We start from the raw sequence: 21,880 nt of genomic DNA on the forward strand, positions 1-21,880 counted from the left end.
AAGGAGTTGGTGGTTTGGGTGATGTTTATGTTCAAACCACCAACGTTGAAATGTGCTGAGCGTCGGCAGATTGGGCAAGTGTCGCAAACTGCCGACACTCAGACATACTTAGGCGTCGGTGGATTGAGCAGATTCCCAATCCACCGACGCCTACTGCATGTGCGGCTGGTGAACGCAGGCTTCAGCGCTTGCCGTTGTAAAGCTGCTGGTCGATCACATCGGCGAAGATGCGGTTCACCGCCGGGCGCACCACCTTCAGCGACGGCGTCAGGCACTTGTTTCCCTGCGTGAATTGCGTGTCCAGAACCACGAATTTGCGCACGGATTCGGCACGTGACACCGTGGCGTTCGCCTTATCCACATACTGCTGAATTTCATCATGCACGGCAGCGGTGGTGGCTACGCGATCCAGCGGCGTATCCGCCGACAGACCGACGGTCGGCAACCACGCCGCCAGCCCCTCCGGATCCAACGTAACCAACGCCCCGATGAACGGACGATTGTCGCCGACGACCACCGCATGCTCCACGATCGGGCACTTCGCAATCTCCTGTTCCATTGGAATGGGGGAGACGTTCTTACCTCCGGCCGTAATGATGATGTCCTTCTTGCGGCCGGTGATCGTGATGCGCCCCTCATCGTCAATCGAGGCAAGATCTCCGGTGCATAGCCATCCGTCCTCAGTGAACACTTCAGCGGTCTTATCGGGTAGATTGTGGTAGCCCAGAAAGACGTTCGGGCCCTTCACCTGCAACTCGCCGTCCGTGGAAATGCGCACGGACGAACCCGGTGCCGGCTGGCCGACGGTGCCGATCACATTGTCGGTGACGCGGGTTGCGGCGAACGGTGCCGCGGTTTCCGTCATGCCGTAACCCTGAATCATCGGCAGGCCGATGCCGGCAAAGAAATGCGCCAACGATGCATCCAGCGGAGCGCCGCCGCAGGCGACATAACGAATCCTCGGTCCCAAAGCGCCACGGACGGTGCGGTACACGGAGGCCTCATACGACAGGTGTTGCGCAGTCTGCTTCATGGTCGGTTTCTCGCCGGCCTGCTCCATGCGCGACCAATCGCGTGCGGCTTCGGCGGCTTTGAAGAACAGGCGACCCTTCCAGCCGGTGCCGGCCTTGCGGGAAGCGGCGTTGTAGACCTTCTCGAACACGCGTGGCACGCCCAGAAGATAGGTCGGTTCGAAAGAACGTACGTCCGGAAGCAGCGTCTTGGTATCCGGCAGATAGCCGACGACGCCGTCATCGGAGGCGATCGAACAATATTGGATGAAACGTGCGAAACAGTGTGCCAACGGCAGGAACAGCAGCAGGCGCGGATGGTCGTCAGTGATCATCTCATGCAGGGCCATGCTTGCGGCACGCGTGATCGCAACGAAATTGCGATGAGAGAGTTCCGCGCCCTTCGGAGCTCCGGTGGAACCGGACGTGTATACGATGGTCGCCAGATCGTCGGCCTTCACCGCACCCATGCGCGCGGAAAGCTCTTCATCGGATACGGCCACGCCCATGCCTTCCAGCGCGCCCATGGCATTGGAATCAAGCATGAGAATGTGCTTCAACGAAGGGCAGTGGTCGATGACTGAATCAAGACGGTCGAATCGTTCGCGATTGTCCGCGATGGCCAGTTTCACTTCGGAATCGTTGAGAATGCGCTCGGCCTGTGCTGCGGAATCGGTATCGTAGATCGGTACGCTGACGGCGCCGATGGCGGCAAGCGCAAAATCGAGCACGCCCCATTCGTAACGGGTGGTGGAGAAGATGGTCACCGCGTCACCCTGTTTGACTCCAAAGGCGATCAGGCCTTTCGCGGCGGCGACCACGGCCTGTCGGAATTCTCCTGTGGTTACATTCGCCCATCGGCCTGGGCCGATTTTGCGGGCGGCGATTATCGTGTCTTCGCCGGTGCGCTCAATGCGCTCCGTGAGCAGGGAGTAGATGGATTCGTCGTCGCGTACCTCAGCGGATGTGCCTGGAGTCGTGTACTCGGTGAGCATGAAGTGTTCTCTTTTCTCGCGGGAATCGGCCGCGTAGCGGTGCGGTACTGCCGCGTAATCCTCTGCACAAGGGAGGTTTACCCCTTGAAACGCCTTGCACATCATACGTGGTAACGATATGAGTCTGCATTGTGAGAAGCGACAAGAACACTTCGATTCACTTTGTATGAACTGACAAATGAATTGAAATCGTCAAACACGGTGTTGCAATCGCGTGACAATCGTTCTGAAAAAGGATTGACATGGCGCCGACGTAAATCTGAATGGAATGGGAGCCGTCAGCAAGGGGGTGTCGTCTGAACGGAATGCATCAGAATCTGCTGAAATGTTGTTGAATATCACCGTGTTATCCGTGTACACTCACGATTGACGCAATTACCCCTTGCGTCAAGGCTGCCTGCTCAATGGCGAACATCCAGCCTCTCTTGAGGCCGTACGGGATTCCTGCCACTACCTCCTAACTTGCTATCTCGCCGCCGTGCGAGCACTCCGTCTCGTCTTTCGGCATTGCGCCAATGTGATGGCACTGAAAAATAGCCATTCCCAAATTCATGAACTATGGAGAGTTTCGCAGAGTGCTCGCACGGCGGCGAGATAGCGAATTAGGGGGGGTATGCGTGCCGGCGGTGACTGGCTCTAAGAAGAAGTCATTGTGCATTCGGCACGTGGTCTGTAGCCTGAGATGTGGATTTGCGTATGCCGCGTTTGCGGCGTGAGGCTTATGAAAGAGGCGCGATGTTCGATAGACGACTGTTCTCCATGGCTCCCGGCGTCGGTCGGTTGGTGGCGGCGAAAGTGCTATGCCAGTGGATAGGCCTGCTCGCGAACGTCGTCTTTGTTTTCACGTTAGCGCACATGCTTGAGTACCTGCTGCTCGATACGGAGATCACCGTACTCAATGGTCAGCTCAGTGGCTTCGCCGCCCATGTGGGTACTTCGACGTTTGCCGCTGGACTGCCGGGAGGGGCGATTGCGGCCTATGCGATCGTCATCGTCTTCGCCATGGTGGTCCGTTTCCTCATGCTGCGTTCCGCAGCCCACTTCGGCACCGAGGCTGCCGAACGGGTCAAACTTGCATTGCGTGAAAAACTGTTCAATAAGATGCTTGCACTCGGCCCCTCGTATTCGCAACGTGTGGGCACCGCCGACGTGGTGCAGTCCGCCGGCGAGGGCGTCGAGCAGATTCAAAGCTTCTTCGAACTGTTCCTGCCCCAGTTGTTCTATGCCGTATTGGCGCCGATTACGTTGTTCCTTGTTGTGGCACCGATCAATGTGCCGACCGCTGTGACGTTGCTCGTCTGCGCGCCGCTCATCGTGTTGATCGTGGGACTGGTGGCGATGCGTGCCGCCCGCGTATTCAAACAATATTGGGGCAAGTACACTGACATGGGCTCCGCATTCCTTGATAATCTGCAGGGGCTGGAAACATTGAAGACCTTCGACGCCGACGCCAGCGCTGCGCAGGAGATGGACGAAAAGGCCGAGCAATTCCGCGTGATGACCATGAATGTACTGCAGATTCAGCTACGTTCGCTTACCGCGATGGACGTGGTCGCCTATGGTGGATCGGCAGCCGGCATCATCGTCGCGATCTGGCAATACATGGTTGGCGGACGGTATCCGGCCGGCATATACGATTGGCTGCCGAACTTTTTCCGTTTCGCCGACTTGGGATCGTTGCCGCTCGCCGGAGTGCTGATTGTGATCCTGCTGTCCGCCGACTTCTTCATTCCGTTGCGACAGTTGGGTTCCTTCTTCCACGTCGCCATGAACGGCATGACGTCCACAAAACGTATTTTCGCTTTGTTGGATGCGCCCGAGCCGACCCGCGGCACGGTCAGTCTACCCGTCTATGGCAATGGTGTCACCGTCGACTTCCGAGACGTCGCCTTCCGCTACGCCTCACCGTCCAATCCTCCGCAATCGGAAAACGCCGCGCGCGGCACGGCCAAAGGTGGTGCCCTTCAAGGTGTCTCCCTCACCGCAACCCCCGGCAATCTAACCGTGATCGTAGGCCCTTCCGGTTCCGGCAAATCCACTGCGGCCAATCTTCTCGCCGGCTCTCTAGTCGGGTATGAGGGCTCCATCGCTTTGTCTGGTTCGCCTTCGGCGATCTCGAACCCATCTGGCGGAGATGACGGGTCCATATGCGAATTGCGCGACTTGACCTGCGAATCATTGACAGGCAACGTCACCCTGGTCGGAGCCAACAGTCACCTGTTTGCCGGAACGTTGCGCGAGAATCTGCTGATGGCACGCCCCGACGCCACCGACGGCGACCTGTGGAGCGCCCTTGATGCGGCGCGAATCGCGGAATTCGTACGGGCCGATCCACGGGGTCTCGATCTACGCATCGACCAAGGCGCGGCGAACCTATCGGGCGGTCAACGTCAGCGCATCGCCATCGCTCGGGCGCTCCTGCGCGGTAGTGCCGTCTATGTGTTCGATGAGGCGGCCAGTAGCGTCGACATGGAAAGCGAGACCTTGATCCTGCAGACGATTCGTGAACTTGCCGGCAGTGGCAGGACCGTCATCATGGTCACGCATCGCATGGCTAATGCGGTCGATGCGGATCAAGTGGCGGTGTTCGAAAACGGCAGAACCGTGGAAACCGGCACGCACGCCGAGCTCATGGCGGCCGACGGCGTGTATGCCAAGCTGTTTCGTGCTCAGGACAGTGTGGAACGAGTCGGAAAGCGAAAGGAGGCGGGTTATGGAATGTCCGCTCAGGGGCTCCGGATGTCCGATTCCGCCGAATCCGACACGAACGAAACTGCGGAGGCGAACCCTGACCTCGCAAGTCGCGAGCCGCAAGTTCAGGTACCTTCCACCAATGGTGCCATGTCCGATTGGCGGCTTGTGAGGCGACTTCTGCATGAGGTCGGCCCTCTGCGCAAATGCATGATCATCGCTTGCACCTGCGGCACACTTGGCCATCTCGCGGCCACTTTCCTACCGGTTTTCGGCGTGGCTGCGGCATTCGCTGCGATCAATCTGCCGATCTGGCATATGAATCTGACCGTTGCGATTGCGGCCATGATCGTCTGCGCGCTGATCCGTGGCGGTATGCGCTACGCCGAACAGTACATGAACCATAATGTGGCTTTCCGCCTGCTTGCGCTGTTTCGCGCCAAGGCGTTCTCCGCATTGCGTCGCCTTGCGCCCGCCAAGCTCGCAGGCAAAGGCAAGGGCGACTTGATCGCGCTGGTCACCACCGACGTGGAATTGCTTGAGATTTTCTTCGCTCACACCATTTCGCCGGTCGTAATCGCCGTTGCGACCACCGTCATCTATGCCATCGCATTGCTTGCGCTGAGCCCGGTCTTCGCCATCCTGCTGATTGTGGCTCATCTCATGGTCGGTGTCGTGCTGCCGAAGCTGTTCGCGCTCGCAGTGCGCGGCCTGGGTTCCGGGATTCGCGGGGAATCCGCCGCACTTGATGATGAGATGCTTGATGACATGCGTGGTCTCGACGAGATCATCCGTTTTGGTCAGGGCGAATCGCGGCTTGCCGGTATCGTTGCCCGCACTCGTTCCCTGTGGTCGCATCGTGCTCGTTTGAGTGCGCGCAATGGCGATTTTGCAGGACTTGGCGCGGTGCTGGTGATGTTGTTCACCGTGTTGGTCGTTTTCCTGGCGATGGTCATGCCGAATTTCGCGGCGTATGCCGGCCCGGATGCTGTCATGCCGATTGTCGTGCGACTGACCGTACCGCAGCTTGTCGCCGCGTTCGTGCTGGTTGCCAGTTCGTTTGGTCCGACGCTTGCGTTGAGCGCGCTGCCTGCGAACCTGACGCAGACTTTCGCTTCTGCGCGCCGCCTGTTCTCGTTGATGGACGAAGCTCCTGCCGTGGTCGAGACCGGATCCGCGCGTCCGGAATACCATGGCATGACTGTACGTGACGTAACGTTCGGATATGGGCCGGCGGATTCCTCGGCTCCCGTTCTTTCGCACGTTTCGCTTGACGTGCCGGAGCATGGAATTCTTGGCGTTCAAGGCCCGTCCGGTCGAGGCAAGTCCACGTTGCTCAAGTTGCTCATGCGCTACTGGGATCCGCGGTCCGGCGTGGTCGAATTGTCTGGAATGCCGCTGCCTCGGGTCGATGCCGGCTGGCGTCGGCGGGTGCAGACCATGATGAGTCAGGAGACGTATCTGTTCGATGGCACGATTCGTGAGAATCTGATGATCGCATTGCCTCAGGGAGTGTGCGGAGACGATTCCGCCACCGGCAAGCCGTCCGTCAGTCCCGATGCCGACCGCGCGAATGCCGAATCCGAATCCGGCACAGGTGCCGTCGCTGACTCCGGACCACAAGACGGCGCGGGTCTTGACCGCGTGCTTCGCGACGCGCTTGACAGGGCCTCCGCACTCGAATTGGTCGATTCGCTTCCGCAAGGTCTTGACACTCCGGTCGGCGAGCTTGGTGGCCGGCTGTCTGAGGGGGAGCGTCAGCGTATCGGACTCGCACGCATGTTCCTTCGTCATGCCGATCTGGTGTTGTTCGACGAGCCGACCAGCCGTCTCGACGCCTATAACGAATCGGTGATCCTGCAGTCAATCAACGGTCTTGCGGAGCAGGGGAGCATGGTCGTACTCGTTTCGCATCGTGATTCCACCATGCGTATCGCCGATGCGATCGTGCACATGTAGGCGTCCGCAATGTGGTCGTATGGCAACCGTTGATTATTCGTTTTTCTGATATCGTGCGTAACCGACGATTCGAAAGCGTGATCGGCGGGTGAGGCAAGAAAATCGGGCGAAATCGTATGATTGTCACCTGAATCGAAATCGCAGGGAATGGCGAGATGGTGAAAATGAGGTCAAAAATTTAGTGAAACCAACTTTTTGAACCACTGTGATATTCAGTTTATGTAATTTGTTAATTACAAATCGTTAGTATCTGTATCGTGAGTAAGACTACCGACGAAAGGCTGGCGATGGCCAACAACAGAAATGAACTGAATAAGAATCTGGCGCAGATGCTCAAGGGTGGCGTGATCATGGACGTCACCACTCCGGAGCAGGCGAGGATCGCGCAGGATGCCGGCGCGTGCGCGGTGATGGCGCTCGAGCGCATCCCGGCTGACATCCGCGCCGCCGGTGGCGTCTCCCGCATGAGCGATCCGGCCATGATCAAAGGCATTCAGGAAGCCGTGTCCATTCCGGTCATGGCCAAGGTGCGCATCGGCCACATCGCCGAGGCGCGCATTCTGCAGGCCATCGAAATCGACTATATCGACGAATCCGAAGTGCTCAGCCCGGCCGATGACGTGTATCACATCGATAAGAATCAGTTCGACGTGCCATTCGTGTGCGGTGCGAAGAATCTGGGTGAAGCGTTGCGACGTATCGCCGAGGGTGCATCCATGATCCGTACCAAGGGCGAACCGGGCACGGGCGACGTCATCCAGGCCGTACGCCATATGCGCACCATGAACAAGCAGATTCGCGAGCTCGTCTCCCTGCGCGACGACGAGGTGTACGAGGCGGCCAAGCAGCTGGCCGTGCCGTATGACTTGGCCAAGTATGTGCATGACAACGGCCGCCTGCCGGTCGTCAACTTCGCCGCCGGCGGTGTCGCGACCCCGGCTGACGCGGCCCTCATGATGGAGCTTGGCGCGGAAGGTGTGTTCGTGGGCTCCGGCATCTTCAAGTCCGGCGACCCGGCCAAGCGCGCCGCCGCCATCGTGCAGGCCACCGCCAACTGGCAGGACGCCGACCTGCTTGCGCGCCTGTCCGAGAATCTCGGCGAGGCCATGGTCGGCATCAATGAGGACGAGATCGAGACCATCATGGCCGCCAGGGGTGAGTGATTTCTCGCCCATATCGTTTTGACATGTCGTTCTGACGGGGCGCATGCCGGCCTCGTCGTTCCGGATGGGTGCGCCCATCATGCTGAACAAACGCGGCGAGCCGGGAATCGTAGGATTCTCGGCTCCCGCTTGCCGTCGCATAAGGAGATCCGATGGTTGTAGCCGTTGAGTATATCGCAAAGGAAGAGTCGGCCGATGTGGCCGCAGGTGCCGAATCCGCCCGTCACGGCGTGACCGGCATTCTCGCAGTGCAGGGTGCATTCGCCGAGCATGCCGCCATGCTGGACCGTCTTGGCGCCCCGTGGAAGCTGCTGCGTGCCGTCGAGGATTTCGATGACTCCATCGACCGTGTAATCCTGCCGGGTGGTGAAAGCACCACGCAGGGCAAGCTTTTGCGGTCGACCGGGCTGTTTGATCCGATTGCGGCGCATATCGCCGCGGGCAAGCCGGTGTTCGGCACCTGCGCCGGCATGATTCTGTTGGCGCGACGGCTGGATAATGATCCGAACGTCTACTTCGGTGCGCTTGACGCCATCGTGCGCCGTAACGCTTATGGGCGTCAGCTCGGTTCCTTTGCCGCCACTGCCGACTTTGGCTCCGCTCCCGGCGAAAACGCCGTCGTGGTCGCACCGGGCGAGCATGTTCCCCAAGGCGTCTCGTCCGATGTCATACTCAAGGATGTTCCGCTGGTGTTCATCCGTGGGCCGTTCGTGGCCGAAGTCGGTTCGGCGGCGACGGTCGAGACCGAAGTGAACGGCAATGTGGTCGGCCTGCGCCAAGGCAACATGCTCGCCACGGCCTTCCATCCCGAGCTTACCGACGATACCCGCATTCACGAGCTTTTCCTGAGTTTGTAGCGAAACCGACCGTATGCTTGGGCCTTCACTTCCGGTTGCTCGATCGGGGTGAGGGCCTGCATACGGAGGATTGCCGGGGATGATTTCAGATGGAGGGGGAAACTTCGGATTGATGCCCCCTAATATTTGACTTCGGACTTATCCCTGGTGCACGCTCTGCCGGCGAACCGGTTTTTTTAGGGGATCGTGCGCTGTCGGACGCGCCACATTGGAATGATGTTTCCCTTGATTGATGATTTCTAAGTATGAGAGTTTGCTCAGGGTGGAGCTGAAATCTTCGGTCGGTCAGATGCCTGAGGATACGACTGCAGGAAAGTCGTCTGTCACGAAGTGAATGCGAAACGCCTGGAAAATCAAGAGTCAATCGATTGACGAACGGATATCGGAAAGGGGATGTTCGACTGGATTTGACATGTTGATACAGCTGTGTATCATAAGAGTCAATGATACACAGCTGTATCAGGAAGGAAACAGAGTCAAACAGAAGCAATCCCAAGGCTGTCCGTAAGAGGGCGTACCGACTGTCATCATCATTGGTACAGCGGTATATCAAAACGGGCGGCAGAGTGGGATGAGGCTCCTGATCGTATCGGACGAAGACGGTCTGATGCTGGCTCTCGAAGGAGGAAACATGCGTAACTCTCAGAAGGTTCTTGCGGCTCTGGCCACGGTGATGACCCTCACCGGTCTGGCCGCTTGTGGCAATGCAAACGCCAGCAATGGCAACGCCGGTGACGCCGACAAGGCGGAACTCGTGTTCTGGGGCTGGGATACCGGCCATACCATGAGCGACCTCATCAAAGACTTCCAGAAGGCAAATCCCGGCATTACCGTGAAGTTCAACAACACCGGCACCGCATCTGACACGCAGACCGCACTGAGCAATGCCATCGCGGCGGGGAAGGGCGCCCCCGACGTGGTCATGCTCGAGGACCCGACCGTCACGCAATTCGCGGTAACCGGAGATTTGGCGGATCTGAGCCAATTCGGTGCCGATAAGCTCGCCGACGATTTCTCCGCCGGTCCATGGAACAAGCTGCAGTACGGCGGCAAGCCGTACGCGCTGCCAATCGATTCCGGTCCGGAAATGTTCTTCTATAACGATGCGGTATTCAAGAAGGCCGGTGTCGATGGCACTCAAATCAAGACCTGGGACGACTACTACGAGGCGGCCAAGAAGGTCAGGGCCATCGGCTCCTACATGACCAACAATTCCGGCTCCAGCATGGAATACCAGCCCTTCACCGCGCAAGCCTGGCAGGCCGGCGCCCAGCCTTGGAAGGTCGACGGCGAAAACCTCACCATTGACATGACCAAGGATTCCGGCATGAAGAAGTACATCGAGTTCCAGCAGAAGCTCATCGACGAAGACCTTATCGACACCAAGACCGCCAACTGGTCCGACGACTGGAACCGCGAGCTCAACGACGGCACCATCGCCTCGCTGACCATCGGAGGCTGGATGCCGATCAATCTTATGAACGGCGCTCCTGACCAGGCCGGCAACTGGCGCGTGGCCCAGCTGCCGCAGTGGGAGGAAGGCGAAGAGGCCTCCGCCGAGGATGGTGGCTCTGCGCTCGCCGTCGTCTCCCAGTCCAAGCAGCAGGCCGCCGCCTACAAGTTCGTGGAATACCTGACCCACGGCGAGGGCGCCAAGACCATGGCCGACACCGGTACTTTCCCGAGCCTCAAGAGCATTCTCACCTCCGAGGACTTCACCGACCCGACCACCGAGGCCAACAAGAAGGTCAACGATTACTTCGGCGGCCAGAATGTGAACGAGGTGCTTTCCGAAGCCGCCCAGCGCAAGGTCTCCGAGTTCTCCTACCTACCGTACAATCCGTTTGCGCAGTCATCTTTCGGCGATCAGATTTCCAAGGCGTACAACAAGGAGATCACCTTGAAGGAAGCCTTCGCCAACTACGGCAAGGTGCTCGCGGAACATGGCACCCAGCAGGGCTACACCGTCACCAATAAGGGTTGAGTTCCGGTCCGGTATCTGCCGACCGTCCATACTTCCAACCGCATAACCAAGCACAGGGTAAGGCAAGGCGGGGAGACGTCCCGTGCGGATCCTCGCCTTCCGTATGCCCGAATCGCAACCATCTGCGATTGAACGGCCGACGAAGCGGTTGGCGTCAGCAGTTGCAGCGCAACAGAAAGAAGCAATCATGACCCAAGCAACAGCAAACGTTCCGACGCAGTTGCACACACCTCCCGACCAGGTCCGTGTCAATAGGCATCATGCGGATTGGCGTGGTTGGAAGTTCATGTGGCCGTTCGCGTTGGTGTTCGTGTTCGTGTTCGTCATCCCGATCATGTACGCGGTGTACATCAGTTTCTTCCAGAACAGGATGATCGGGGGCACGCGGTTCGTGGGATTCGACAATTACGTCCGTCTGCTGCACGACCGGCAGTTCTGGAGCGCGGTGGGCCGGGTGGCGCTGTTCACGGTGGTGCAGGTGCCGGTCATGCTGTTCCTGGCCGCGGCGATGGCGTTGGCCCTGGATTCCATGAAATTGCACGGCACCAGGTTCTTCCGTATCTCCACGTTCCTGCCGTACGCGGTGCCGGCCGTGGTCTCCACGCTGATCTGGGGGTTCATGTACGGCGCGAAGTACGGGCTGGTGGGCTCGTTCAACGGCTTCTTCGGCACGCATCTGGACGTGCTGGCCCCGGGTGTGCTGCTCGCCTCGATCGGCAACATCGTGACCTGGGAGTTCACGGGCTACAACATGCTGATCTTCTACAGTTCGCTGTCCACGATCCCGCATTCGCTGTACGAGGCCGCGTCGATCGACGGCGCGAGCGAATGGCAGATCGTCAGGTCCATCAAGCTGCCCGAGCTGCGCGGCAGCCTGGCGATCACGGTGATCTTCTCGATCATCGGCTCGTTCCAGCTGTTCAACGAGCCGAGCATCATGCAGAACATGGTGCCGGGCAACGCGATCGGCACGTACTACACGCCGAACATGTACGCGTACAACCTGAGCTTCGCGGGCAACCAGAGCAACTACGCGGCCGCCCTGGCGATCACGATGGCGGTGATCACGATGGCGATCGCGTACGCGGTGCAGCTCAGGAGCATGAAAGAGCAGATGAGGTAGGCGCGCGGGCGCGTCGCCTCACGGGCACGAGGATTCAAGGAGCATCAAGATGAGCAATGCAAGCAGCGCCGCCGCGGCGGGTCCGAAGGGGCGGGAGAAGGCCGCCGGGAAGGCGGAGAGGGCACGCCGCAGGCGTGTGGCCAGGGACGAGAGGGCGGAGCGGGCGAGGGCCGCGAGGTCGGGGTTCGCGAACGTCGCGAACCCCAGGCGCAGCGCCCTGCTGACCCTGGTATGCGCGGTCTTCGCCGTCTACTGCCTGTTCCCGTTCTTCTATCTGCTGGTCAACGCGACCAAGACGCAGGCGGACTTCACGTCGACCTTCGGTCTGGGGTTCGGCAAGACGTTCGCCCTGTGGGACAACGTCGTCACCGTGTTCACCTATGACGGCGGGATCTTCGGACGCTGGTTCCTCAACACCGTCCTGTACGTGGTGGCCGGCGCGGGAGGGGCCACGCTGCTGGCGATCATGGGCGGCTACGGTCTGGCGAAGTTCCGTTTCCCGGGGCGCAGGGCCGTGTTCGTGGTGGTCATCGGCGCGATCAGCGTGCCGGGCATCGCGTTGGCGGTGCCGCAGTTCCTGCTGTTCGCCAAGCTGAACCTGACGAACACGCCGTGGGCCATGGTCATCCCGAGCCTGGTGTCCACGTTCGGCCTGTACCTGATGTGGATCTTCTCGGACCAGGCCGTGCCGACCGAGTTGCTCGAGGCGGCGCGCGTGGACGGGGCGGGCGAGTTCCGTACGTTCTTCCAGGTGTCGCTGCCCTTGCTGGCGCCGGGCATCGTGACCACGGCCCTGTTCGCGATCGTGGCGACGTGGAACAACTATTTCCTGCCGTTGATCATGCTCAAGGATTCGGATTGGTATCCGCTCACGATCGGGTTGAACCAGTGGAAGGACCAGGCCTCCACGGCGGGTGGGCAGGCGATCCAGAACCTGGTGATCACGGGTTCGTTGGTCACGATCGTGCCGTTGGTGATCGCGTTCCTGTGTTTGCAGAGGTATTGGCAGTCCGGCCTGTCCGCCGGCGCCGTCAAGGAATGAGCTGGGGCGGGCCGCGCCTGGCGGAGACGTGGCTCGCCATGCTGTGCGAAATATCGATTTAGAAAGCGTTGCTACACCGTTGTATCATATGGGATATCAAAGAATCGGAAAGCGGCAAACGCATTTTTCAGGAGGCTTGAATGACGACAAGAAGAACCTTTTCTTGGCCGAGACTGCTGACTCGCAATGGAGGTGGCATAGCGTTCGGTGGCGACTACAATCCCGACCAATGGTCTGAGGAAATCTGGGACGACGACATCCGCCTGATGAAGCAGGCCGGTGTCAACACCGTGGCCCTGGCGATTTTTAGCTGGGATCGCATCCAGCCCACCGAGGACCGCTGGAACTTCGGCTGGCTCGACCGCATCATCGACAAGCTCGGCAAAGCGGGCATCGCGGTCGATCTTGCTTCCGCCACCGCCACCGCTCCGCTTTGGCTGTACGAAAGCCATCCGGAGGTCCTTCCGCGAGACAAATACGGTCATCAGGTCAACGCCGGCTCGCGTCAGTCGTGGAGTCCGACCAGCCCGGTATTCAAAACATATGCGCTTACCATGTGTCGTAAACTCGCCGAACGCTATGGCGACAATCCATATGTGACGGCTTGGCACATGGGCAACGAATATGGCTGGAACAACCGCGAAGACTACTCCGACAACGCCCTGGCTGCCTTCCGCAAGTGGTGTGAGCGCAAATACGGCACCATCGACGCGCTCAACGCGGCTTGGGGCACCACCTTCTGGGGGCAGGAGATGAACGGCTTCGACGAAGTGCTCATTCCGCGCTTCATGGGCACCGACAGCATGGTCAATCCCGGACAGAAACTGGATTTCGAGCGATTCGGCAACGATATGCTGCTCGACTTCTACAAGGCCGAGCGTGACGCCATCGCCGAAATCTGCCCCGACAAGCCATTCACCACGAACTTCATGGTCTCCACCGACCAGTGCTGCATGGACTATGCCGATTGGGCTGAAGAAGTGGATTTCGTCTCCAACGATCATTACTTCCATGAAGGCGAATCGCATCTCGACGAGCTCGCCTGTTCCGATGCGCTCATGGATTCGTTGGCGCTCGGCAGGCCTTGGTATGTGATGGAGCACTCCACTTCGGCGGTACAGTGGAAGCCGCTCAATATCCGCAAACGTAAGGGTGAAATCGTGCGCGACTCCCTTGCGCACGTGGCCATGGGCGCCGACGCCATCAACTTTTTCCAATGGCGGGCTTCCGCATTCGGATCGGAGGCCTTCCACTCCGCCATGCTGCCACACGCCGGTGAAGACACCAGGGTGTTCCGTCAGGTGTGCGAACTCGGGTCGGTGCTCAAGGATTTGAGCGCCGCAGGCATGCAGGGAAGCACGCTCGAACGTTCCGATACGGCGATTCTGTTCAGTGCCGAATCCGAATGGGCCACGCGCAGTGAAACCCTGCCGAGCATGAAACTCAGCCATTGGCATGACGTGCGTGACTGGTATCGCGCGTTTCTGGACGCAGGGCAGCGGGCCGACGTAGTGCCGCTCAAGTACGATTGGAGCGCATATTCCGTGGTGGTGCTGCCGAGCGTGCTGATGCTGAGCGCCGCCGATACGCAACGGCTTGCCGACTTCACGGCTGCCGGCGGTCAGGTGGTGATCGGCTATGCGACCGGCCTGATCGACGAGCATTTCCACACTTGGCTCGGCGGATATCCGGGTGCCGGTAATGGTTTGCTCCGCAAGATGCTTGGCATCCGTGGCGAAGAGTTCAACATTCTCGGATGCGAAGCGGAAGGCGAGCCATGTGAAATCGAATTGGGAGGCGGCATGGACGGTGCCGTGACCCGCCTGTGGCAGAACGATGTGAACGTGGAAGGCCCTGACACCGAAGTGCTCGCCACCTATTCGGGAAAGTCCGCGGACGAATGGGAATTGGACGGCACCGCCGCCATCACCCGTAACCCGTACGGTGCCGGCGCCGCCTATTTTGTGGGCTGCGACCTGAACGTGGCCGATCTAAGCAGGTTCGTCCGCGCCAATCTCACTACTTCAGGTGGCGAAGACGATCCCCGATACGGCGACGTACTGCATACCGTGCGTAAATCCGCTGATGCGACCTTCGACTTCTACATGCCCCGCGGCAAGCAGGAGGTTACATTGCGTGGCATCGAAGGCGAACCGATCTGCCAATTCCACAGCGAGGCTGGTCCGGAAGGGCCGGGTTCCTACGTCATTCATCGCAATGGCATGCTGATTACCAGACGATAATCGAAATCAGTCGGCACGCCGGCATGATTCGAGGGCATCTCGCTTACATGTGGCGGATTACCGGTTTCTTTCGTCTTTATCCGTCCTATATATGGCAGGTGAATCGTGAATCTCGGAATCCGAGCCTTATCATGGCAACGGTAATATCTCGGTTTTCGTTGAATACCTGCTATACATAAGCCAGAAAACTGCGGAAGAACCGATACATCTGCCACATATAGGCCAAAAGGCAGGCAAGGAGCCCTGATATGAGCGAAACGAAGCAGGACAAGAAGCGCATCACACTGCGCGATGTGGCCGAAGAGGCCGGCGTTTCGCTGAAAACCGCCTCCAACGTGATCAACAACAGCGGCCGCATGACCGAAAGCACGCGAGAGAAAGTGCAAGGGGTTATCGATCGGCTTGGCTATCGTGTGAACGTGGCCGCCCGTAATCTCAATCGTGGCAATACGGGGTTCATCACGCTCGCCGTGCCAAGCCTCACCGCGCCATACCTGGCCGAATTAGCCAATCGCGTGATTGACGCGGCGCGACTGCACGACTACTCCGTTTACGTCACCACTTATGCGGAAGGCTCTGCCAGTGGCGCTCGTGCACTGCTCGAAGGCTTCAACACCACTGTGTCGGATGGCATGATTCTGTCCATTTCCGAAGTGGAAGATCTGTCTCCGGAGGATCTTGATGTTGACTATCCGCTTGTCTGTGTCGGTGCGCGGGACACGCATGGTAAGGCCGATCATGTGACTCCCGACGATGTGCAGGAAGCCAGGCAGGCGACGGAATACCTATTCGACCGCGGTGCGATTCGAATTGCCGTGGTAGGTGCCAGAACCGCGCCTGAGGATCTGGATGGTTTGCACGATGCGGTGGAGGGCAATGCTCAGTTGCGTATGCGCGGCGTACTTGAGGCATGCGATGCGCGCGGCGTTGCCTTTGACTCGCGTCTGCTCGGCAACACCGGCCACGACTGGACCATCGGCTCCGGTGCCCGTGTGACGCAGTGGCTCATCGACTCCGGTGTGCCGTTTGATGGCGTTGTCGCGTTCAATGATCAGCTGGCGTTGGGTGCCTTGTTCACTTTGGCGGCCAACGGTATCAGCGTGCCCGATCAGGTGCAGGTGATCGGTTTTGACAACATCGAAGAAGCCGCTTATTTCCAGCCACCGCTCACCACCATGGATTCCTGCCTTGATTGGACCGCCCCCACTGCAGTCAGTCGCATTATCGACCGCATCAACGGGCGTCATCTTGAGCCGGAACTGATCACCACCCAGTCGCGTGTTATTGCACGCGCCACCACCCGAGCATAAGGGTTGATGATCGAAAGACTTCCGTTCTTTGTGGTTCCGTCTGATCTGGTGTGGTTCGGCCTAGGCCTGGTCCGGCCTTGTCTGGTCCGGCTTGGTTCCATTTGATCCGGTTTGGTTCTGTCCGGTCCGGATGAGTCGGGCGGCGTACGGGGCTAATCTGGGAAATGCCACGGAAACCGGACCGGACAGAACCAGAACGGAACCGAACCGGACCAGACAAGGCCAGAACGGACCAGAACCGAACCACAAAGAACGGAAGGAACCACAATGACGGAACCACAGGAACGGCACGTTCCGACGATCACGCTGAGCGATGGCAATAAGATTCCACAGGTCGGCCTCGGCGTGCTACGCATCGATGATGAAGGCGTGACGCCGGTCGTCGAAAGCGCCATTGCGGCCGGATACCGCCATATCGACGGCGCCGCCGGATACAACAACGAGGCTGGCGTAGGCCGTGCGCTTGCGAACACCGGCTACAACACCGGCAGCAAGCGCGAAACAATCTGGGTCACCACCAAACTGCGTGATTCCGAGCAGGGCTATGATTCCGCACGCAAGGCCTTCGACCGTCAGCTCGGTCTGTTGCAACTCGAGTATGTCGACATGTATATGCTGCATTGGCCGACCCCGTTCAACTGGCGCAGCGGCGAAACGTGGAAGGCCTTCGTCGAGTTCCGCGCGGAAGGCCGCGTGAAGACGCTTGGCGTGTGCAACTTCCTTCCGGAGCATCTTGACCGACTTCATGATGAGACCGGCGAATACCCGGCAGTCAACCAGATCGAACTGCATCCCACCTGGCAGCAGCGGGAGGTCGTCGCATACTGCAAGGAGCATGGCATTGCGGTCGAAGCGTATTCGCCAATGGCGCGCGGTGCCGATCTGAACGCCGGAAACGGTGCGATCGAACGTATCGCGGAAGCTCATCATGTAAGCCCTGCACAGGTGATTCTGCGCTGGCACATCGAAAACGGCACCATTATCATCCCCAAGTCGGTGCATGCGCAACGTCAGCGGGAGAACCTTGACCTGTTCGGTTTTGCGCTGACCCAGGAGGAGCATGCGGCCATCGATGCGCTTGATGGTCCGACTCGTGCCGGTCACGATCCGCTGACGTTCACTTACGCCTGATTCGCAATAGTCTGCAGTTCGTTGCAATGTACCGAAGATTCGGTTGTACCGAAGATTCGACGGTCGGCCGCCCATAAAACGGCTTGCTTACCGATGAGATTCTGCCTATGACCCACATGAGCTATGAGTCATGGCCCATGACCCATGCGCCTATGATTAAGGATTCCCATGCCGCGACGACGTAATGCCACGCACTTTCGCAAGAAGCGTTTCAATGCGGAAGGACCGGTCGAACGCATACTGTGCCTACTGGTGATCGCCGCGGTGGTCGGCATCACCATCGGCCTGATTCTGCCGAAAACCAGTCCGACCGTCGGTGAGATCACCGGTGAATATACGGCGACCGGCACCGCTGCGGAAACGCTGGAACGGCTTACGGTCGACGATAACCCCAGCAAGGCCGGTTATGATCGTACCGCGTTCGGCTATCGTCAGACGGACGCGGATGGCAATGGTTGCGACGTACGTGAGGATGTGCTGGCCCGTGATCTGACGGACGTGCGGTACCAGAGTGCCGGCGGCTGCAAAGTGCAATCCGGTACGCTCAACGACCCGTACACGGGTAAGACCATTCATTTCCGGCGTGGGCGCGATACGTCCAGCGCCGTGCAGATCGACCATGTGGTGGCGCTTGAGAATGCGTGGCAATCCGGCGCACGCGAATGGAGCAGGGCCAAACGTTACGAATACGGCAACGACATGTACAATCTGCTGGCGGTCGATGGTCCGGCCAATCAGGAGAAGGGTTCCGCGTCGGCCGCCTATTGGCTGCCCACGAACGGCGACTACCGTTGCGATTACGTCGCGCGTCAGATCGGCGTGAAAGACAAGTACGGTCTGACCGTGACCACTAAGGAGAAGCGGGCCATGCTGTCGGTGCTCCACGGCTGCCCCGCACAGTCCATTCCGGAAAGCTGAAATACAGGCCGAGGTAACATAATCGCGCTATAACGTTGCTCGTTAATCGCCAGTCACAGGGAAGGGCACGGAAAGGCCATGGGCAAGGAACGTCACGGACACGCATTGGCGGGCATTCTCGGGCCGGCTTTCGTGGCGGCCGTAGCCTATGTGGATCCGGGTAATGTGGCCGCCAACATCACTTCCGGCGCACGATATGGCTATCTGCTGGTCTGGGTGCTCGTAATCGCCAACTGCATGAGCGTACTGATCCAATACCAGTCCGCCAAGCTGGGCATCGTCACCGGCAAAAGCCTGCCGGAAATCCTTGGCGAGCGCATGGGCGACGGCGGTCGGTTCATGTTCTTCATGCAGGCCGAGGTCATCGCCATCGCCACCGATTTGGCCGAGGTGATCGGCGGTGCCATCGCCCTCAATCTGCTGTTCGGCCTGCCGCTGTTTCTCGGCGGGTGCATTATCGGCGTGGTTTCCACGATTCTGCTGATTTTCCAGAAAGGTGCCACGCATCGCATGTTCGAGAAACTCATCATCGCATTGCTGCTGGTGATTACGTTCGGCTTCATCGCGGGACTGTTCATAGCGCCGCCGGATCCGAAGGCGGTGGCGGCCGGTCTGATTCCACGTTTCAAAGGTTCCGCAACGGTGTTGATGGCCACTTCCATGCTGGGTGCCACCGTCATGCCGCATGCCATCTACTTGCATTCCACGCTGGTGAACGACCATTATGCGCCCGGTCAACGCAAGCCGACCGTCCGTCAACTGTTGCACGGCAGCAAGATCGATGTGTTTTGGGCGCTGCTGTTGGCCGGTTCCGTGAATCTGTCGTTGTTGATTCTGGCTGCGAATTCGTTGTACGGCATGACCGGCACGGACACGATCGAAGGTGCGCAGCATGCGATCGCGAGTGTGTTGGGGCCGGTCGTCGGCACGATTTTCTCCATAGGATTGCTGGCCTCCAGTCTGAGCTCCACGTCCGTCGGCACGTACGCGGGTTCCGAGATCATGCACGGATTGCTGCGGATCAAGGCACCGATGTGGGCCTGCCGAATCGTTACGCTGGTGCCGGCGCTGATTGTGCTGTGGTTCGCCGGCAATCCGACCGAAGCGCTGATCGTCGGGCAGGTGGTGCTGTCGATCGGCATCCCGTTCGCAATCATTCCGCTCATGCGCTACACGCACGACAGGGATCTTATGGGCGAATATGCGGACGGTCCGTTCAAGCATGCGCTCAACATCGCCGTCGCTGCGCTGATCGTCGCACTCAACGTTCTCCTTATCTTCCTCACGCTCCTTGGCAAGGTCTGAACCAGCTTTGGCCGGGGGCGCAATGCCCGACCGTAGGCATAGAATTCTGGAGTCATTTATGACGTGGCAGAGGTGATGCATGAACAATGGTATGAAGGGAACATCGCAGGCGCTCGCACGTGAAGAGGCTTATGCCAACGGCCATCTGACGCATGCGGCATTCGTTTCCATCGCGATTCTGACGTTCATCACTTTCGTCGGCAACTTCACGCAGCTGCAATTGAGCGCCGCTCTGCCGACCATTGTGACCGATTTCGGCATTTCCGTCACGACCGGACAGTGGCTGACGTCGATTTTCCAGCTCGTCATGGGCGTGATGGTTCCGCTTACGGCATATTTGACCCGCCGTTTTTCGACCCGTCAGATCGTGCTCGCTTCGATGATCGTCTTCACTGCCGGATCCGTGTTCGCCTGGCTGGGCTCCACCTTTGCATTGGTGCTGATCGGCCGCCTGTTGGAGGCGGTCGGCACCGGTGTGATGTGGCCGGTGCTGCAGATCACCGTCTTTTCGATCTACCCGTTGTCCCACCGCGGCATGGCCATGGGCACCGTGGGCATGGCCATGAGCGTCGCCCCGGCCATCGGCCCTACCTTGGGCGGTGTGCAGACCGATTTGAACGGTTGGCGCTCGATCTTCTTCACTTTGACGATCATCGGCGTGATTTCACTGTTTCTGGCATTCTTCGGACTACGTAACTTCGGCGTGCACGACCCTTCCGCCAAGGCCGATTTCTTCTCCGTCGGACTGTCGATCTTCGGTTTCGGCGGGCTGATGTTCGGCTTCACGAACATCGAATCATACGCATATACGCATCCCATGGTCTGGCTGCCGATGCTGATCGGCATCATCGGCATCATCTGGTTCGTCGCCCGCCAGATTCATGGCGCTCGCCGGTATGCCGCCGCCCGGCCTGAAGATGGTCGTCGGACGGTTCAGCCGCCGCTGCTCAATCTGGGTGTGCTCAGGAACCGCAGTTTCATGGTCGGTACGGTTACTGCGGCCCTGTCGTTCTTCGCATTCAGTTCGATTATGGTGATTATGCCGCTCTATATTCAAAATTGCCGCGGCTATTCCGCCACGATCAGCGGTCTGGTGATGTTGCCCGGCGCTCTCGGGCAGTGCATTTCGCAGTTTTTCGGAGGCAAGGCGCTCGATAGATTCGGTGCCCGGCCGGTTGCTCTGATCGGCACGATCACATTGTGTTTCGGTACGGTCATGATGAGTTTGATCTCCATGACGTCTTGGATTTGGTGGGTGTCGATCTGGCAGTTCGTGCGTCAGATCGGCATGGGATTCGTGCTCATGCCGATTACTACATGGTCGCTTAATTGTCTGCGGCCGCAGGAGGTGAGTGCCGGTTCGGCCGTGACGAATACCGTACGTCAGATTGCCGGTGCGGTCGGTGCTCCGGTACTGGTGATTCTGATGGAAACGTTTACGTCGTTGCGTTGGGCCGCCATCGGAGGTGCGAAAGACACGTATGCCGTCGCCAATGTGTTCGGCATTCAGTGGGCTCTGCGCATCAGTGCCGGCATTTGCTTCATCATGGTGCTGATGGTGTTCTTCGGGGTGCGTGGACGCGGCGCCGGCACCACACGCGAAGCCGTTCAGCGCGCCTTGGCCCGCATCTCACATTAAAGTCTGAGGGCCTCTTTGGCCGTGGCCGTAACCGTGGCCAAAGCCGTACGGGAGCCAGCAAGCCCGACTCCCGTACGGCCGTCACTCCTCGTCGTTCGGCTTGTACTCCAACACGCTCAGCGCCACAACGCCCTGGCTGGTATGAACGAACACGTTCGCACGCCCGCCGACGGCCTCCACGCCTTCGACCAGATGCGAGATCGGTTCGGAATCCAGTACCGGAAGCACCTGTGCCACGCCTTCCGTGTCGATTACGCGCAACGTATCATCCAGATAGCCGGAGGCCAGCATCTCGTCGACCGCGTGTTCGAATTCGGTCAGTTCGTCGATTTCACGCTTTGCGGCCTCGTTCGCTGCCACTTCAACGGCTTCGGCCACTTTTTTGTTGAGCTTGTCTTCTTCGCTCATCATGTGTCCTTTCGTGGAACCCCTGCCGTACGCCCCGTCTGTCGTAGGCGGTCACGGCTTGTTACGTAGTGCGTGGCAGTGTATCGAAACCACATTGCCGAA

General features: G+C 59.2%; 14 protein-coding genes. 12 read left to right on the plus strand and 2 right to left on the minus strand.

Features of this window, described 5'->3' with window-relative positions:
- Positions 1-181 precede the first annotated feature (181 nt).
- On the minus strand, positions 182-2,005 hold the full coding sequence (locus tag HMPREF1494_RS05925) for an AMP-dependent synthetase/ligase (protein ID WP_012902497.1): 1,824 nt from the start codon (positions 2,003-2,005) through the stop codon (positions 182-184).
- A gap of 735 nt (positions 2,006-2,740) precedes the next feature.
- Between HMPREF1494_RS05925 and HMPREF1494_RS05930 the strand changes: the two genes are divergently transcribed.
- The 12 genes from HMPREF1494_RS05930 (at position 2,741) to HMPREF1494_RS05985 (ending at position 21,370) form a co-directional block, all read left to right on the plus strand.
- Entirely contained in the window at positions 2,741-6,655 is a 3,915-nt protein-coding gene (locus tag HMPREF1494_RS05930; RefSeq protein WP_034520876.1) for an ABC transporter ATP-binding protein/permease, read from the plus strand.
- A 287-nt stretch (positions 6,656-6,942) separates the two neighbouring features.
- Positions 6,943-7,818 carry a pyridoxal 5'-phosphate synthase lyase subunit PdxS gene (gene pdxS, locus HMPREF1494_RS05935; RefSeq protein WP_003840954.1) on the plus strand — a complete coding sequence of 292 codons (876 nt, stop codon included), beginning with the start codon at positions 6,943-6,945 and terminating at the stop codon, positions 7,816-7,818.
- Between the two features lie 152 nt (positions 7,819-7,970).
- Positions 7,971-8,675: a pyridoxal 5'-phosphate synthase glutaminase subunit PdxT gene (gene pdxT / locus HMPREF1494_RS05940; protein ID WP_003838782.1), complete on the plus strand. Its 705-nt coding sequence runs from the start codon at positions 7,971-7,973 to the stop codon at positions 8,673-8,675.
- Between the two features lie 631 nt (positions 8,676-9,306).
- Positions 9,307-10,659 (plus strand): ABC transporter substrate-binding protein, encoded by a 1,353-nt coding sequence (locus HMPREF1494_RS05945; RefSeq protein ID WP_034520937.1) that lies wholly within the window; start codon positions 9,307-9,309, stop codon positions 10,657-10,659.
- Positions 10,660-10,846: 187 nt separating this feature from the next.
- Positions 10,847-11,782 carry a carbohydrate ABC transporter permease gene (locus tag HMPREF1494_RS05950; RefSeq protein ID WP_171843666.1) on the plus strand — a complete coding sequence of 312 codons (936 nt, stop codon included), beginning with the start codon at positions 10,847-10,849 and terminating at the stop codon, positions 11,780-11,782.
- Between the two features lie 49 nt (positions 11,783-11,831).
- A complete protein-coding gene (locus HMPREF1494_RS05955; RefSeq protein ID WP_034520878.1) occupies positions 11,832-12,824 on the plus strand; it encodes a carbohydrate ABC transporter permease in 993 nt (330 codons plus the stop codon).
- Between the two features lie 140 nt (positions 12,825-12,964).
- A complete protein-coding gene (locus HMPREF1494_RS05960; protein WP_034520888.1) occupies positions 12,965-15,067 on the plus strand; it encodes a beta-galactosidase in 2,103 nt (700 codons plus the stop codon).
- A gap of 248 nt (positions 15,068-15,315) precedes the next feature.
- On the plus strand, positions 15,316-16,377 hold the full coding sequence (locus HMPREF1494_RS05965) for a LacI family DNA-binding transcriptional regulator (RefSeq protein ID WP_034520890.1): 1,062 nt from the start codon (positions 15,316-15,318) through the stop codon (positions 16,375-16,377).
- A gap of 267 nt (positions 16,378-16,644) precedes the next feature.
- Positions 16,645-17,508, plus strand: coding sequence for an aldo/keto reductase (locus HMPREF1494_RS05970; protein WP_034520893.1), 864 nt, complete (start codon positions 16,645-16,647; stop codon positions 17,506-17,508).
- Positions 17,509-17,676: 168 nt separating this feature from the next.
- A complete protein-coding gene (locus tag HMPREF1494_RS05975) occupies positions 17,677-18,426 on the plus strand; it encodes an HNH endonuclease family protein (protein WP_003838805.1) in 750 nt (249 codons plus the stop codon).
- 78 nt (positions 18,427-18,504) lie between these two features.
- A complete protein-coding gene (locus HMPREF1494_RS05980; RefSeq protein ID WP_034520895.1) occupies positions 18,505-19,731 on the plus strand; it encodes an Nramp family divalent metal transporter in 1,227 nt (408 codons plus the stop codon).
- Between the two features lie 79 nt (positions 19,732-19,810).
- Positions 19,811-21,370 carry an MDR family MFS transporter gene (locus tag HMPREF1494_RS05985; RefSeq protein WP_034520898.1) on the plus strand — a complete coding sequence of 520 codons (1,560 nt, stop codon included), beginning with the start codon at positions 19,811-19,813 and terminating at the stop codon, positions 21,368-21,370.
- A gap of 81 nt (positions 21,371-21,451) precedes the next feature.
- Here the strand turns inward: HMPREF1494_RS05985 and HMPREF1494_RS05990 are convergent, their stop codons facing one another.
- Entirely contained in the window at positions 21,452-21,781 is a 330-nt protein-coding gene (locus HMPREF1494_RS05990; protein WP_003838811.1) for a hypothetical protein, read from the minus strand.
- Positions 21,782-21,880 lie beyond the last annotated feature (99 nt).

The organism is Bifidobacterium sp. MSTE12 (assembly GCF_000513015.1).
Lineage (GTDB): Bacteria > Actinomycetota > Actinomycetes > Actinomycetales > Bifidobacteriaceae > Bifidobacterium > Bifidobacterium dentium.

Coding starts and splice junctions, on each gene's coding strand:
- HMPREF1494_RS05925 (WP_012902497.1), bottom strand. CDS start 2,005: ATGCTCACCGAGTACACGACTCCAGGCACATCCGCTGAGGTACGCGAC.
- HMPREF1494_RS05930 (WP_034520876.1), top strand. CDS start 2,741: ATGTTCGATAGACGACTGTTCTCCATGGCTCCCGGCGTCGGTCGGTTG.
- pdxS (WP_003840954.1), top strand. CDS start 6,943: ATGGCCAACAACAGAAATGAACTGAATAAGAATCTGGCGCAGATGCTC.
- pdxT (WP_003838782.1), top strand. CDS start 7,971: ATGGTTGTAGCCGTTGAGTATATCGCAAAGGAAGAGTCGGCCGATGTG.
- HMPREF1494_RS05945 (WP_034520937.1), top strand. CDS start 9,307: ATGCGTAACTCTCAGAAGGTTCTTGCGGCTCTGGCCACGGTGATGACC.
- HMPREF1494_RS05950 (WP_171843666.1), top strand. CDS start 10,847: ATGACCCAAGCAACAGCAAACGTTCCGACGCAGTTGCACACACCTCCC.
- HMPREF1494_RS05955 (WP_034520878.1), top strand. CDS start 11,832: ATGAGCAATGCAAGCAGCGCCGCCGCGGCGGGTCCGAAGGGGCGGGAG.
- HMPREF1494_RS05960 (WP_034520888.1), top strand. CDS start 12,965: ATGACGACAAGAAGAACCTTTTCTTGGCCGAGACTGCTGACTCGCAAT.
- HMPREF1494_RS05965 (WP_034520890.1), top strand. CDS start 15,316: ATGAGCGAAACGAAGCAGGACAAGAAGCGCATCACACTGCGCGATGTG.
- HMPREF1494_RS05970 (WP_034520893.1), top strand. CDS start 16,645: ATGACGGAACCACAGGAACGGCACGTTCCGACGATCACGCTGAGCGAT.
- HMPREF1494_RS05975 (WP_003838805.1), top strand. CDS start 17,677: ATGCCGCGACGACGTAATGCCACGCACTTTCGCAAGAAGCGTTTCAAT.
- HMPREF1494_RS05980 (WP_034520895.1), top strand. CDS start 18,505: ATGGGCAAGGAACGTCACGGACACGCATTGGCGGGCATTCTCGGGCCG.
- HMPREF1494_RS05985 (WP_034520898.1), top strand. CDS start 19,811: ATGAACAATGGTATGAAGGGAACATCGCAGGCGCTCGCACGTGAAGAG.
- HMPREF1494_RS05990 (WP_003838811.1), bottom strand. CDS start 21,781: ATGATGAGCGAAGAAGACAAGCTCAACAAAAAAGTGGCCGAAGCCGTT.